The sequence below is a fragment of the Parviterribacter multiflagellatus genome (assembly GCF_056863265.1).
Window position 1 is genome coordinate 138,326 of sequence record NZ_JBXPIZ010000007.1, and the last position, 14,099, is coordinate 152,424.

Consider the following 14,099-nt stretch of genomic DNA (forward strand, 5'->3'; position numbering starts at 1 on the left):
CGCCGCGCGGGGAGCGTCGTCGCCGTGGCGCTGAAGGTCTTCCACGGCGACGACTCGGACACGTTCCGCTTCCTCGTCTCGGAGCTGCTGCCCGACGACGACATCGCCGTCGTCGGGGGTGGCGCCACGCCGGAGGAGGTGCTGGAGGGTGTGGCGCGCGAGCAGCCGGACGTCGTGCTGCTCGACCAGCTCGGCACGCCGGAGCTGATCGACGGCGTGCGCGAGCGCGTACCGGGCGTGCGGGTCGTGATCCTCTCCGGCCACCACCCGGGGCACGGCGACCCGGAGTTCCTCGCGCGCGCGGACGCCTACCTCGTCAAGAGCGCCGACGTCGAGGCCATGCGCACCGCCGTGCGAGGCTTCGCGGGTGGCTGACAAGCTCGACGAGTACCGGCGCAAGCGTTCCGGCGCGCCGACGACGGAGCCGATGCCGGACGGCGCGCCGGGCGCGGCCTCCGAGCAGCAGCGGTTCGTCGTCCAGGAGCACCACGCGACCCGCCTGCACTGGGACCTGCGCTTCGAGCGCGACGGCGTGCTGGTGAGCTTCGCGGTCCCGAACGGGCTGCCGGTCGCGCCCGGGGTCAACAGGATGGCGGTGCACACCGAGGACCACCCGCTCGAGTACCTGGACTTCCACGGCGAGATCCCGGAGGGCCAGTACGGCGCGGGCTCGATGACGATCTGGGACCAGGGCACGTACGAGGTCCTCAAGTGGGAGCCGAAGAAGATCGAGGTCGCCCTGCACGGGGAGAAGGGGCTCGCCGAGGGGCGCTATGCGCTCTTCCCCTTGGTCAAGTCCGGCGAGGAGCCCGGCAAGGACTGGATGATCCACCGGATGGACCCGCCCGCCGACCCCGAGCGGGAGCCGATGCCGGAGCGGATCGTCCCGCAGCTCGCGGTGTCGGGGAAACTGCCGCGTGGGGACGACAGCGGGTGGGCGTACGAGATCAAGTGGGACGGCGTGCGCGCGATCGCCTACTCGGAGCCGGGGACGATCCGGTTCGAGTCGCGCAACCTGCGCGACATCACGGTCTCGTATCCCGAGCTGCACCGGCTCAACCGCGCGCTGTCGCACCACCACGCGGTGCTCGACGGCGAGATCGTCGCGTTCGGGCCCGACGGCAAGCCGTCGTTCGGGCTGCTCCAGCGGCGGATGCACGTCTCGTCGGAGAGCGCGGCGCGGCGGCTGGTGTCGTCGGTGCCGGTCGTGTACGTGATCTTCGACCTGCTGTGGCTCGACGGTCACTCGCTGATGGAGCTGCCGTACAGCGAGCGGCGGGAGCGGTTGGTGGCGCTCGGCTTGAAGGGCGAGCGCTGGCAGACCCCCGACCACGTGGTGGGGAACGGCGCGGGCGTGCTGGCGGCGAGCGCCGCGCAGGGGCTCGAGGGCGTGATGGCCAAGCGGCTCTCGTCGACCTACGAGCCGGGCCGCCGCTGCCGGGACTGGATCAAGGTCAAGAACAAGCAGCGCGAGGACGTGACGATCGTCGGCTGGCTGCCCGGGGAGGGCCGTCGGCGCGAGCGGATCGGCGCGCTGCTCGTGGCGAAGGACGGCCGGTACGCGGGGCGCGTGGGGACAGGGTTCGATGAGGCCGAGCTCGACCGGCTGGCCGGGCTGCTCGCGCCGATCGAGCGGGAGACGCCGGCGGTCGCGGACGTCGACGCCGTGCCCAAGAACCGCGTGTGGACCGAGCCCCGCTACGTCGCCGAGGTCGAGTTCGGGGAGTGGACGGCCGACGGCATCCTGCGCCACCCGTCGTACAAGGGCCTCAAGGAGGCCGGGCGGGACGAGGCGCTGGCGCCGCTCGAGAACCTCATGACGGTCGAGGGGCGCGAGCTCAAGCTCTCCAACCTCGACAAGGTCCTGTACCCGAAGGCCGGCTTCACGAAGGGCGACGTCATCGACTACTACCGGCGCATCGCGCCCGTCGTGCTGCCGCACCTGGAGGGACGGCCGCTGACGCTCAAGCGCTACCCGAACGGCGTCGACGGCCAGTTCTTCTACGAGAAGAACTGCCCCGCGCACGCACCCGACTGGGTGAGGAAGGCGAAGGTGCAGATGTCGAGCAAGAGCATCGAGTTCTGCATCTGCGAGGACCTGCCGACGCTGATGTGGTTGGGGAACCTCGCGGACCTCGAGCTGCACACGTCGCTGTCGCGCGTGCCCGAGGTGGAGCGCCCGACCGTGCTCGCGTTCGACCTCGACCCGGGGGAGCCCGCGACGATCGTCGAGTGCTGCCAGGTCGCGCTGTGGATCGAGGGCATGTTCTCGCGCCTGGGCCTGCAGGCGTTCGCGAAGACGAGCGGCTCCAAGGGCCTGCAGGTCTACGTTCCGCTCAACAACCCGGACGCGACGTACGACGGCCCGCGCGGGACGAAGACGTTCGCCAAGACGGTGGCCGAGCTGCTCGAGCAGTCCTCGCCCGAGCTGGTGGTGTCGCGGATGACGAAGGCCATCCGGAAGGGCAAGGTGCTGGTCGACTGGTCCCAGAACGACGACGCAAAGACCACCGTCAACGTCTACTCGCTCCGCGCGCGCGACCGCCCGACGGTCTCGACCCCGGTGTCGTGGGACGAGGTCCGCGCCTGCCACGAGTCGGGCGACCCCTCGACGCTCGTCTTCGACTCCGGCCAGGTCCTCGAGCGGGTCGAGCGCGACGGCGACCTGTTCGCGCCGGTTCTCTCGCTGGTGCAGGAGATCCCGAAGCTCTGACCGCGCTGCTCCGCGAGAGAGCGCTACCTTGCCGCGCACATGGGTCCACTCCTCCCCGACCCCGGATCCCGCGCGGACCGGTGGCGGCGGCGCCTGAAGGGCGTCGCGATCGAGGTGGTCGCGTTCGTCGCGGTCACCCTGCTCCTGCCGGTGCTGGTCGTCGCGGCGGCGTGCGTCGACGTGGCGCTCAAGCTCTTCACGCGCAAGCGGCACGCGATGGGGGTGCGGCTCGTGCTGATGGGGTGGTGGTTCCTGCTCGGGGAGCTGCGCGGGATCGCGACGCTGGCGTTGATCAACGCCGCGTCGCTGGGCCGCGACACGCGCACCCGCCGGCGGCGCGTGTACCACCTCCGTCAGCGGTGGACCGGCGGGCACCTCGCGGGCGTGAACCGGATCTTCGACCTGAAGTACGACATCCAGGGCCTCGACGAGGTCGCGCCCGGGCCGGTGCTCGTCTTCATGCGGCACGCGTCGATCATCGACAACGCGCTCCCCGACGCGCTGCTCGGCAGGCCGCACGACCTCGGGTTCCGGTTCGTCATCAAGCGGGAGCTGGAGGTGCTGCCGACGATCGACGTCGGCGGGCGCTGGGTCCCCACCGTCTTCGCGAACCGCGGCAGCGGCGACACCGCGAAGGAGCTCGAGGCGGTGCGCAAGCTCGCGCTCGACCTGCAGCCGGACGAGGGCATCGCCGTCTATCCCGAGGGCACGCGCCACACGCCGAAGAAGGCCGCCCGCGCGCAGGAGGTCATCGCCGAGCGCCAGCCGCACCTCGCGCCGCTCGCGCAGCGCCTCGTGCACCTGCTCCCGCCGCGGCTCGGCGGGCCGCTCGCGCTGCTCGACGCCACCGACTGCGACGTCGTCTTCTGCGCCCACACCGGCTTCGACGGCTTCACATCCGTCAAGCACATCTGGGCCGGTGGCCTGGTGGGGGAGACGATCCGCCTCAGGCTCTGGCGCGTCCCGCGTGCGGAGATCCCGCAGGGCGACGAGGAGCGGACGCGCTGGCTGTACGAGCAGTGGCAGCGCGTCGACGACTGGGTCGACGCGCAGCTCGGCGGCTCAGGTGGCAGCGACCGGGGGCGTTCCCGCGGGAACGCCGCGCGCCTCCCGGATGGCGGCCATGATCTCCTCGGGAGTCGCGCTGAGGTGCTCGAGGTCGATCATGAGACGGCGGTCGTCACGGGCGTCGACGACGGCGACGTCCCCACGCAGGACCGCCCGCAGTAGCGCGCCGCGCGGCTGATCGAACGCGGTCTTTGGGACGAGCTCGAGCAGCGGGGTCGTCCCGAGCGGACGGCGGCGGTCGACCGTGCGGAGCGAGGCGATCTCGTCCCACCGGACCGACACGTCGCGGCGGTGCTCGACGAGGCCGTCGGGGCCGATCGAGAGCACGGGGTGTTTCCGGGAGGCCCGTACCATGGCGCCCGCCGCCAACCACCCCATCACCAGGAAGACCAACCAGCCGACCGCCACGCCGGCAGCCAGCGCGGCCAGCAGACCGAGGAGAGCGAGCACGATCTCTCCGCAGATCTGCGGCAGATACGCGCGTGAGTTGACACGAACGGTGCGTTGCATCTGCGCTCAACCGTAGGCGAGGATCGGCCGATCACCTAGACCATGCGCTCGTTCCCCCGCCTCATCGTCCTGGCGCTCCTCGCCCTCGCGGTCGCCGCTGCACCCGCCGCCGCCGCGAAGAAGAAGCCGAAGCTCAAGCCGCTCAAGCCCGTCGCCGGCGCCCTGCAGGCGAAGATCGGCATCGCGGACCAGAAGCCGGACATGTTCACCGACGCGCGCTTCACCAAGCTGCAGCTCAAGTACGCGCGGCGCTCGGTGGCGTGGGACACGATGCACTACGACTGGCAGGTCGAGGACGTCGACCAGTGGCTCCAGGCCGCCCGCGCCGCTGGCGTCACGCCGGTCCTCACCTTCGCGCGCTCGCGCATCGAGTCGCGCCGGCACATGAAGCCGACGGCGGCGCAGATCAAGCGTGAGTTCAAGGCGTTCCGCACCAAGTGGCCGTGGGTCACGCAGTACGTAGCGTCGAACGAGTCCAACCACTACGGCGAGCCGACCGGCCGCTCGCCCCGCCTCGCGGCGCAGTGGTACAAGGCGATGCGCCAGGTCTGCCCGACGCAGTGCAAGATCGCGGGCGCGACGCTGCTCGACTACCCGAACCTGGTCAAGTGGACGACCGAGTTCCTCAAGCACGCCAAGGAGCAGCCCAAGTACTGGGCGCTGCACAACTACATCAGCGCGAACCGCTTCGACCAGACGCGCACCGTGCAGCTGCTGCAGGTCACGACGGGCGAGGTGTGGCTGACGGAGGTCGGCGGCGCCGTCAAGCGCCCGAAGGCCCAGGCGCAGTTCGCCGCGGGCACCAAGCACGCCGCCCAGGTGACGCGCTACATCCTCGACGACCTCGCGCGCATCAGCGGCCGCATCTCGCGGATCTACCTCTACCACTGGAACGCGGCCCCGGGCGCGACGACGTGGGACTCCGGCCTGATCGGCGCCGACGGCAAGGCCCGCCCGGCGTACACCGTGTTCGCGAACTGGATGAAGGGCAGCCGCACCGGCGGCGGCATCGAGAAGCTCTCGACGACGTCGAAGAAGACCAAGGCGCCGAAGAAGTCGAAGGGCCGCTAGCGCGGCGGAGTAGCGTCGGGTGCATGCCCGACGCTCTCGTCATCGTCGACTTCCAGAACGACTTCACCCCGGGCGGCGCGCTGGCCGTGCCGCACGGGGACGAGATCGCCGGCCGGATCGGCGAGCTGCTCGACTCCGGCCGGTTCGATCTCGTCGTGGCGACCCGCGACTGGCATCCGGTCGACCACGGGTCCTTCGCCGAGCACGGTGGACCGTGGCCGCCGCACTGCGTCGCGGGCACGCCGGGCGCCGAGCTGCATGAGGGGCTCGACCGCGCGCGGGTCGACGTGGTGGTCGACAAGGGGCAGGACCCAACGACCGAGGGGTACAGCGGGTTCGACGGGACGACGCTGGAGGAGACGCTCAAGGCGAAGGGCATCACCGGCGTGACGATCGTCGGGCTCGCCACCGACTACTGCGTGCGCGCGACCGCGCTGCACGCGCTCGAGCGCGGGTTCGCCGTCGAGGTCGACCGCGCCGGCGTGCGCGGCATCGACGCGCAGCCCGGCGACGTCGAGCGGGCGCTGGCGGAGATCGAGGAGCACGGCGGCACGGTGACCGCCGGATGACCGCCCCGCGGCCGCTGCGTGTCGGGCTCTCGCTGGTGCCGACGGCGGCCGACCTGCACCAGACCGTCGCCCTCGCCCAGCGCGCCGACGCGCTCGGCCTGGACGTGATCGGCATCCAGGACCACCCGTACCAGCGGCGGTTCGTCGACACGTTCGCGCTCCTCGGCCACATCCTCGCGACGACGACGCGCATCGTCGCGTTCCCCGACGTCGCGAACCTCCCGCTCCGCCCGCCCGCGGTCCTCGGCAAGCACGCCGCGACGCTCGACCTGCTCAGCGGCGGGCGCTTCGAGCTGGGGCTCGGCGCCGGCGGCTTCCCCGACGCCGTCCACGCGATGGGCGGCCCGCGCCGCACCCCGCGCGAGGGCGTCGACGCGCTCACGGAGGCGATCGACGTCCTCCGGCACGTCTGGTCCGGGGAGCGCTCGATCCGCTACGCCGGCGAGCACTACCAGCTCGACGGCTTCCAGTCCGGCTCGGTGCCGCCCCACCCGATCGGCATCTGGCTCGGCGCCTACAAGCCGCGCATGCTCGGCCTGACCGGCGCGAAGGCCGACGGCTGGGTCCCGTCGTTGCGCGAAGGCCTCTCCCCGCACGACCTGGGCGAGCTCGACAAGCGGGTGAGCGAGGCGGCGGCGGCCGCGGGGAGGGAGCCGGAAGCGGTGCGGCGCATCTGGAACGTCATGCGCGGCGTCGGGCCGGGCGAGGAGGCGCAGCTCGCCGACACGTTCGCCACCTGGGCGTCGGAGCACGGACCGGACACGTTCGTCGTCTGGCCGAGTGGGGAGGACGTGGAGGCGCAGGTCGAGCGCCTCGCCGCCGTCCGCGAGACACTGCAGAAGGGAACGACCCCGTGACCAAGCTCGAAGGCCTTCACCACGTCACCTGCATCACCGGCGACGCGCGCCGCAACGTCGACTTCTACACGCGGGTCATGGGCCAGCGGCTCGTGAAGAAGACGGTCAACCAGGACGACCCGAGCGTCTACCACCTCTTCTACGGCGACGACGTCGGCGCGCCCGGCCACGACCTCACGTTCTTCGAGTACCCCGGCGCCGCGCCCGGGCAGGCGGGCGACGGGATGGTCCACACCGTCGCGTTCCGCGTCGCCTCGCCGCAGGCGCTCGACTTCTGGGAGGAGCGGCTGCGCGGCGAGGGCGTGACGACGACCCGCGCGACCGACGCCGGCGACGTCCCCACGCTCACCTTCACCGACCCGGAGGGCCTCGGGCTGGAGCTGCGCGCCGAGGACGTCCCTGACCTCCCGCTCGTGCCGGCCGCGCCCGACATCCCGGCTGACGTCGCGCTCCAGGGTTTCGCCGGCGTCCGCGCGTACGCGTCGCGGCCCGAGGCCAGCGCCGCGCTGCTCCAGCGCGTGCTCGGCTTCGGCGAGCGCAGCGACGGCGCCGGTGGCGCGAGCGCGGCCGCGCTGGAGTCGCGCGGCGACCAGCGCGGCGGGTGGATCGCGTACGAGCCGCCGCCCGCCGGCGTCGAGGCGCAGCCCGGCGCGGGCACCGTCCACCACGTCGCGTGGGCGATCCCGCTCGGCGACGAGGGCGAGTGGAACGAGCGGGTGCGCGGCGCCGGCGCGCAGACGAGCGGCGTCGTCGACCGGTTCTACTTCCGCAGCGTCTACTTCCACGAGCCGTCCGGCGTGCTGTTCGAGCTCGCCACGATGGGCCCGGGCTTCGCGGTCGACGAGGATCCCGAGCATCTCGGGGAGACGGTCGCGCTCCCGCCGTTCCTCGAGCCGCTGCGCGCGCGGATCGAGGAGGCGCTGACGCCGCTGGAGGGTGTCGGCCGCACGGCGTGAACCCGGTGTGAAGCTACCGGCGCGGCGGCGCGCGGGACGCGGGACCATCCGCGGGAGCCGGGGTTCTCGGACAGCCGTTTGGTTTCGATCCTGTGAAGGCAGGTTCGGCCGGCGCCTGTCCGTGGGAGGGACCCCAGCGCCCGACCATGGCACGCACCGTTCGACTCACCCGCCGCGAGCTCGCGCTCGCCGCCACGATCGCCGGCGCGCACGCTCTCGTGCCGCCCGCCTTCGCGCGCATCATCGAGCCCCGGGGCGAGGAGGGCCCCGGGCGCTTCCTCGACGGGGTCGCCTCCGGCGAGCCGTCGCACGACGCCGTGACCTTCTGGTCGCGGCTCTCCACCGACCGGCCGGTCAGCGGCGCCACGCTCGTCGTCGCGGAGGACGAGGGCCTGACGCGCACCGTCGCCACCGCGGTCGTCCCGACGAGCCGCAGCGTCGATGGCACGCTCAAGACGCGGATCGACGGCCTCCAGCCCGGCCGCCACTACTGGTACGTGTGGCAGAGCGCCGACGACACGTCGCCGGTCGGCCGCACGAAGACCGCGCCGCACCCGACGTCGGGCGACCCGGTCAACGTCGGCTTCAGCAGCTGCCAGAACTTCCCGGTCGGGTTCTTCAACGCGCACGCCGACGCCGCGCGCAGCGACCTCGACCTCTACGCGTTCCTCGGCGACTACACGTACGAGTACGACTCCTCGCAGGACGCCGACATCCCGGGCCGCGGCGACGTCGCGTCGGTCGACCTGCGCACGTACCGCAGCAAGCTGCGCTTCTACCGGCAGGATCCGGACCTGCGCGAGCTGCACCGCCTCCACCCGGTCGTCCACATCTGGGACGACCACGAGGTCGCCGACAACTACTCCGACAACGACCCGCGCCCGTCGCAGCTGCAGCGCAGCGCCGGCTACCGCGCGTCGTTCGAGTGGCTGCCGCGGATGGCGATGCCGCAGGAGCGGTTCCGCATCTACAAGCCGATCCGGCTGGGGAGGACCGCCGAGCTGTTCCTGCTCGACCAGCGCCAGTACCGCACCGGCGACGGCGACGGGCAGCCGCGGTCGATCCTCGGCCGGGCGCAGATGGAGTGGTTCAAGCGGTCGCTGGCGCAGACCGACGCGCAGTGGAAGCTCGTCGGCAACCAGGCGATGTACACGCCGCTGTCGATCCTCAACGCGGGCGAGCTCATCCCGCTCAACACCGACCAGTGGGACGGCTACCCGGCCGAGCGCACGGAGGTCGACGACCTCATCCGCACGGCGGGCATCCAGAACGTCGCGTTCCTCACCGGCGACATCCACCTGTTCATCGCCGCCGACCGCCGGCCGCTGGGCGCGCTGAGCTCGATCGCCACCGAGTACGTCGGCGGCTCCGTGACCTCGACCGGCGTGCCGGAGGCGCTGGCGCCGCTCGCCGGGCCGGTGATCATCGCCAACAACCTGCACATGAAGTACTTCAACGGGCACCAGCACGGCTGGTCGCGCGCGCGGCTGACGAGCGAGGAGATGCGCGTCGAGTACCGCGCGTCGGACATCGCCAAGCAGGGCGATGCGTGCACGACGATCGCGAGGTTCTGCCAGCAGGCGGGGGCGAACACCGTCGAGCGCGTGACCGGGGAGGAGCCGGACGACACGCCGGTCGGCCACCGCATCGCCGCCGCGCCCGGCTCGAAGCTGGCGGCGCGGAGGGCGGCGTACCGGAAGGTGTCGTTGCGCGACCTCGATCGGAGGGCGCGGTGATGCGCGGCATCCGCGTGACGGTGGCGGCGCTGACGCTGCTGGCGGCGGCGCCCGCGGCGCAGGCCGCGCCGCCCAACGACACGCCGCAGGGCGCGCTCGCGTTCCAGGCGGTGACGGCGGAGAACGGCACGCCGGGCGAGCGGGAGGCGACCGCCCTCGTGGCAGACGCGACGCCCGACGCCGGCGTGCCGCGATGCCTCGGCGGCGGGAGCTTCGAGCGGACCGTGTGGTTCCGCGTCGAGTCCGGCGCGACGCCGCGCCGCATCAAGGTCGAGGCGAGCGGGCAGACGACCGCGGCGCCGGACCTCGCGGCGTTCGTCCAGCCGCCGGGCGCGACCGACACCGCGCCCGCGACCGCCGAGCCGCAGGCGTGCGACGGGCCGGGCGCGCTGGCGATCGACGGCTCGTCGGTCGTCGAGCTCCACGTCCCGGCCGGCCACCAGGTGCTGATCCAGGCCGGCCGCAGCGCGGCGCAGGCGCCGGATGCCGTGCTCCTCGACCTCGAGACGGTGGCGCTCGCCGCGCGTGAGGCGCCTGCGGGCGACGTCCGCGACCGCGCGCCGGCCGTGGCGCTGGGCGACACCGCGGAGGTGGAGCTGGCGGGCGCGACGCTCACCGCCGAGGATCCCGCCCAGCCGGCGTGCCCGGCGGCCGGGACGGTGTGGCGGCGTGTCGACGTGCCGGGCGGCGGCCCCGTGCGGGCGGTCGCCGAGGGGCCGGGCGTCGGCACGCTCACGCTCTTCGCCGGCGGCGACGCGATCGACTGCGCCAACCGCGGTCGCGGCGGGCGCGCCGCGGTGCGGGGGACCGTCCGCGCCGGCGACCCGGTGTGGCTGCGCGTCGGCGCGGACGCCGCCGACGCGGCCCCGGCACGCGTGCGCGTCGAGCGTGTGCCCGCGGACGCGAACCCGGGCGGCGCCGGCGGGAGTGGGGGCGGGGCGAGCAGCGCCTGCGCCGACCGGACGCGCCCGACCCTCCGCGTCGTCGGCGGCACCGCCGGCCTGCGGGGCGCGACGCGCGCGAAGGGCCGCACGCTCCGCGGCACCGCGGCCGACCGCGGCTGCGGCGGCACGGTCCGCCGCGTGGAGGTCGCGCTCCAGCGCCGCAGCGGCACCAAGTGCCAGCCTGTCGGCAGCAGCGGCAGGCCCGCCAAACGCCGCTCGTGCGCGCGCCTGACGTGGCTCCGCGCGAGCGGCACCACGCGCTGGAGCCTCACCACGAAGCGGGCGTTGACGCCTGGCCGCTATGTCCTGCGCGTCCGCGCGCGCGACGCCGCCGGCAACACCTCGACGACCACCCGCACGACCTTCCGGGTCGCGCGCAAGAGCTAGACCGCGATGACGTTGGAGCGATCAAGGACGATGGACACGCACATCTCGCTGACCCGCCGCCGCCTCCTGCAGACCGGCCTCGCCGCGGCCACGGCCGTCTCGTTCGGCCCGGCCTTCTGGCGCAAGGCGCTCGCCGCCACGACGACCGCCACGCCGGGCCCCGGCCCGTACGGCCCGCTGCTCCCCGCCGACAAGAACGGGATCATGCTGCCCGAGGGGTTCACCTCGCGCGTCATCGCGCGGGCGGGCTCGTTCGTGGACGGCACCGGCTACCTGTTCCCCGCGTTCCCCGACGGTCAGGCGACCTACCCGACGCCCGACGGCGGGTGGATTCTCGTGACGAACTCCGAGCTGCCGCTCGTGGGTGGTGTCTCGGCGATCCGGTTCGACCGGGCCGGCGAGATCGTCGACGCGTACCGCATCCTCGGCGGGACGAACGTCAACTGCGCCGGCGGCCCGACCCCGTGGGGCACGTGGCTGTCGTGCGAGGAGGTCGACAAGGGCGCGGTCTTCGAGTGCGACCCGACCGGGGAGCGCGACGCCGTCAAGCACCCGGCGATGGGGATCTTCAAGCACGAGGCCGCCTGCGTGGACCCGATCGGCCAGCACGTCTACCTGTCCGAGGACATCGGGGGCGGCGGGCTCTACCGGTACGTGCCCGACGACTACCCGGATCTGTCGAGTGGCGTACTGGAGATCGCCTGCGACGGCGGGGGCGGGAGCGTCGTGTGGAAGCCGGTCCCGGATCCCGAGCTCACCGGTTCGACGCCGACGCGCGAGCAGGTGCCGGACAGCCTGAGGTTCGGGCGCGGCGAGGGCATCTGGTACGACGCGGGGATCGTCTACCTCGCCACCACGAGCGACGAGACGATCCACGCCTACGACACGCGCAGCGCGACGATTGGGATCCTCTACAAGGCCGACGACGCGGGAACCGACACGCCGCTGCGCGGCGTCGACAACGTCCACGTCAGCCGCAGCGGCGACCTGTTCGTCGCCGAGGACTCGTACGACAACGACCCGGACGCGATGGACATCTGCCTCATCACGCCCGACCGCGTCGTCTCGCGCTTCCTCAAGCTCACCGGCGACGGGCACTTCCTGCCGGGCGAGCTGGCGTCCGAGACGGTCGGCATCACGTTCGACCCGTCCGGCACCCGGATGTACCTCGGCTCCCAGCGCTACAACGGCAGCGGCATCGTCTACGAGGTGCGAGGCCCGTTCCGGCAGGAGCGTCCCGCCGGCGCGCTGCCCGGCGGCGGCGTGCCCGGCGCGGCCGCCCCGGCGGCACCGTCCGCGGCGGTGTCGGGCCTGGCCAGCGCCCGCGCCGGGGCGCCCGGCGTCCCGATCGGCGTCGAGGTCGCGCGCCGCATCTCGCTCGACGCCCTGACGCGCAAGGGCATGGCCGTCGGCCTCACGCTCGACGAGCCCGCGACCGTCCGGGTGAAGCTCACCGCGCGGTTCAAGCTGCCCGGCAAGCCGCGCCGGACGGTGACGCTGGCGACGGCGACGCGTGAGGTCCCGCGCGGCCACTCGACGCTGCGTGTCAAGGCGCTGGCGTCGCTGGCCAAGCTCCTGCGTGCCCGCCGCCAGCCGCTCGCGGCGCAGCTGGCGATCACGATCGCCACGCCCGGCGCGCCCGAGCGCACGGTCGCACGCGACGTCAGCCTCAGGCCGAAGGCGCAGGCGGCGGCGAAGCGGCGGCCTGCCGCACGGCGCCGGGGGTGAGCTCCTCCAGCCCGCCGACGACCGCCGCGGCCAACGCGAGCGCGTCGTCGGCGGGCGGGAAGTGCGGGTTCGGGTAGGCGATCGTCCGCATCCCCGCCGCCACCGCGGCCTTCACGCCGTTCTCGGAGTCCTCGACCGCCACGCACGCCGCCGGGTCCACGCCGAGCTGGCGCGCCGCCTCCAGGTAGACGTCGGGCGCGGGCTTGCCGCGCGCGACCTCCTCGGACGAGACCGTGACCGCGAACCGCTCGGCGACGCCCATCGCCGCCAGCACCTCGTCGATGACGATGCGGTTGGAGGAGGAGGCGAGCGCGATCGGCCACACGTCGGCGATGCGGGCGACGGCCGCGGCCGCACCGGGGAGGAGCGGGAGGTCGTCGCGGTAGCGCGCGAGCACCCGCGCGACGACGTCCTCGTTGATCTGCTCGGCGGTGAGCGGGACGCGCAGCGCGTCGCGCACGTAGACCGGCCACTCGCGCGAGGACATGCCCATCATCGCGCGCGTCGCCTCCGGCAGCCACGGCAGGCCGTGCTCGGCGACCAGCCCCTGACGCGCGTCGTCCCACGCCTGCTCGGAGTCGAGCAGCACGCCGTCCAGGTCGAAGACCACCGCGGCGGGGGAGTCCCCGTCGGACCTCACGCCCACGTCAGCCACCTCACGTGCCCTTGACCTCGCCGAGCGCGGCGTCGAGCGCCTCCTCGGCCCGCTCCAGCTCAGCATGAGCGCCGGACAGCGTCTCCTCGGCGCTCGCCAGCTCGGCCTCGGCGTCCTCGAGCTCCGCCCGCGCCCGCTCGACCGTCGCGCGCGCCTCGTCCCGCGCCGCCACCGCGGTCGCGATCCGCCCGCGCGCCGCGTCGCGCGCCCGCTCGGCCCGCACCAGCGCCTGCTGCGCCGCCTGCTTGCGCGCCCGCTGCTCGCGCGCCGTGCGCCGTCGCTCGACCTCGTCCTCGCTGTCGGCGCGGTCGCGCTCGACGAGCCGCTCGCGCTCGCGCTGCGCCGCCGCCTCCGCCTGCGGCCGCTCGCTCACCGCCGCGCCCAGCCCGGTCAGCGCCAGCGGCCGCGCCAGCCGCCCGGCCGCGACGTCCGCGCGCACCGACGGGTCGACCGCCGCCGCGTGCAGCGTCTCGACCAGCACCTGCACGTTCTGCTCGCCGAGGAACTTGCCCGAGCCGGTCACGAGCCCGCGCGCCGCCTCGGCCAGCGGGGACAGCGCGCGCCGCTCGGCCGCCACCGCCTCGCGCAGCACCGCGCCCGAGCCCTCGCCCGCGACGACCTGGTGCTGGGCCTCGAGCACCGCGTCGCCGGCGGCCCACAGCGCCGCCGCCTCGTCGGCCCGCGAGCGCACGACCTGGTTGACCGCCCACGCCACGATCGACGGCTTGGCCAGCGCGGCGACGCGCGTGGCGTCCTCGCGCCGCTTGTCGGCGCGCAGCTGCTTGGCGAGCAGATCACGCTCGGCGACGAAGCGCTCCAGGGGGAGCGCGTACAGCTCGTCCACCAGCACGTCGAGGTCCTCGGGCATCGTCCGCAACAGCATCGCGCAACCGCGTGTCGCGCGT

At 73.7% G+C, this 14,099-nt stretch carries 12 protein-coding genes; 10 read left to right on the forward strand and 2 right to left on the reverse strand.

The window, feature by feature from the left end:
* The first annotated feature begins 24 nt into the window (after positions 1–24).
* The 10 genes from AC1UE5_RS16235 to AC1UE5_RS16280 all read left to right on the forward strand — a co-directional run bounded on the left by AC1UE5_RS16235 (position 25) and on the right by AC1UE5_RS16280 (position 12,539).
* Complete coding sequence (locus AC1UE5_RS16235; protein WP_482925342.1) at positions 25–375, forward strand: response regulator; 351 nt, start codon at positions 25–27, stop codon at positions 373–375.
* Entirely contained in the window at positions 368–2,713 is a 2,346-nt protein-coding gene (gene ligD, locus AC1UE5_RS16240) for a DNA ligase D (protein ID WP_482925344.1), read from the forward strand. The genes AC1UE5_RS16235 and ligD overlap by 8 nt, the downstream gene beginning before the upstream one ends.
* 39 nt (positions 2,714–2,752) lie before the next feature.
* Complete coding sequence (locus AC1UE5_RS16245; RefSeq protein WP_482925346.1) at positions 2,753–3,943, forward strand: 1-acyl-sn-glycerol-3-phosphate acyltransferase; 1,191 nt, start codon at positions 2,753–2,755, stop codon at positions 3,941–3,943.
* Between the two features lie 390 nt (positions 3,944–4,333).
* Entirely contained in the window at positions 4,334–5,362 is a 1,029-nt protein-coding gene (locus AC1UE5_RS16250; RefSeq protein ID WP_482925348.1) for a hypothetical protein, read from the forward strand.
* A gap of 23 nt (positions 5,363–5,385) precedes the next feature.
* The gene (locus tag AC1UE5_RS16255; protein ID WP_482925350.1) at positions 5,386–5,931 is read left to right on the forward strand and encodes a nicotinamidase; all 546 of its coding nucleotides are present in this window, start codon (positions 5,386–5,388) and stop codon (positions 5,929–5,931) included.
* Positions 5,928–6,788: an LLM class flavin-dependent oxidoreductase gene (locus AC1UE5_RS16260; protein ID WP_482925352.1), complete on the forward strand. Its 861-nt coding sequence runs from the start codon at positions 5,928–5,930 to the stop codon at positions 6,786–6,788. The genes AC1UE5_RS16255 and AC1UE5_RS16260 overlap by 4 nt, the downstream gene beginning before the upstream one ends.
* Positions 6,785–7,744, forward strand: coding sequence for a ring-cleaving dioxygenase (locus AC1UE5_RS16265; RefSeq protein WP_482925354.1), 960 nt, complete (start codon positions 6,785–6,787; stop codon positions 7,742–7,744). The genes AC1UE5_RS16260 and AC1UE5_RS16265 overlap by 4 nt, the downstream gene beginning before the upstream one ends.
* A 146-nt stretch (positions 7,745–7,890) precedes the next feature.
* Positions 7,891–9,480 carry an alkaline phosphatase D family protein gene (locus AC1UE5_RS16270; RefSeq protein WP_482925356.1) on the forward strand — a complete coding sequence of 530 codons (1,590 nt, stop codon included), beginning with the start codon at positions 7,891–7,893 and terminating at the stop codon, positions 9,478–9,480.
* A complete protein-coding gene (locus AC1UE5_RS16275) occupies positions 9,480–10,811 on the forward strand; it encodes an Ig-like domain-containing protein (RefSeq protein WP_482925358.1) in 1,332 nt (443 codons plus the stop codon). The genes AC1UE5_RS16270 and AC1UE5_RS16275 overlap by 1 nt, the downstream gene beginning before the upstream one ends.
* 30 nt (positions 10,812–10,841) lie before the next feature.
* Positions 10,842–12,539, forward strand: a complete 1,698-nt coding sequence (locus AC1UE5_RS16280) for an alkaline phosphatase PhoX (RefSeq protein ID WP_482925360.1) — start codon at positions 10,842–10,844, stop codon at positions 12,537–12,539.
* Here AC1UE5_RS16280 and AC1UE5_RS16285 read toward each other — a convergent pair.
* A complete protein-coding gene (locus tag AC1UE5_RS16285) occupies positions 12,481–13,185 on the reverse strand; it encodes an HAD family hydrolase (protein WP_482925362.1) in 705 nt (234 codons plus the stop codon). The two genes, AC1UE5_RS16280 and AC1UE5_RS16285, sit on opposite strands and share 59 nt — an antisense overlap.
* Positions 13,186–13,195: 10 nt before the next feature.
* Entirely contained in the window at positions 13,196–14,062 is an 867-nt protein-coding gene (locus AC1UE5_RS16290) for a coiled-coil domain-containing protein (protein WP_482925364.1), read from the reverse strand.
* Between the last annotated feature and the right edge of the window lie 37 nt (positions 14,063–14,099).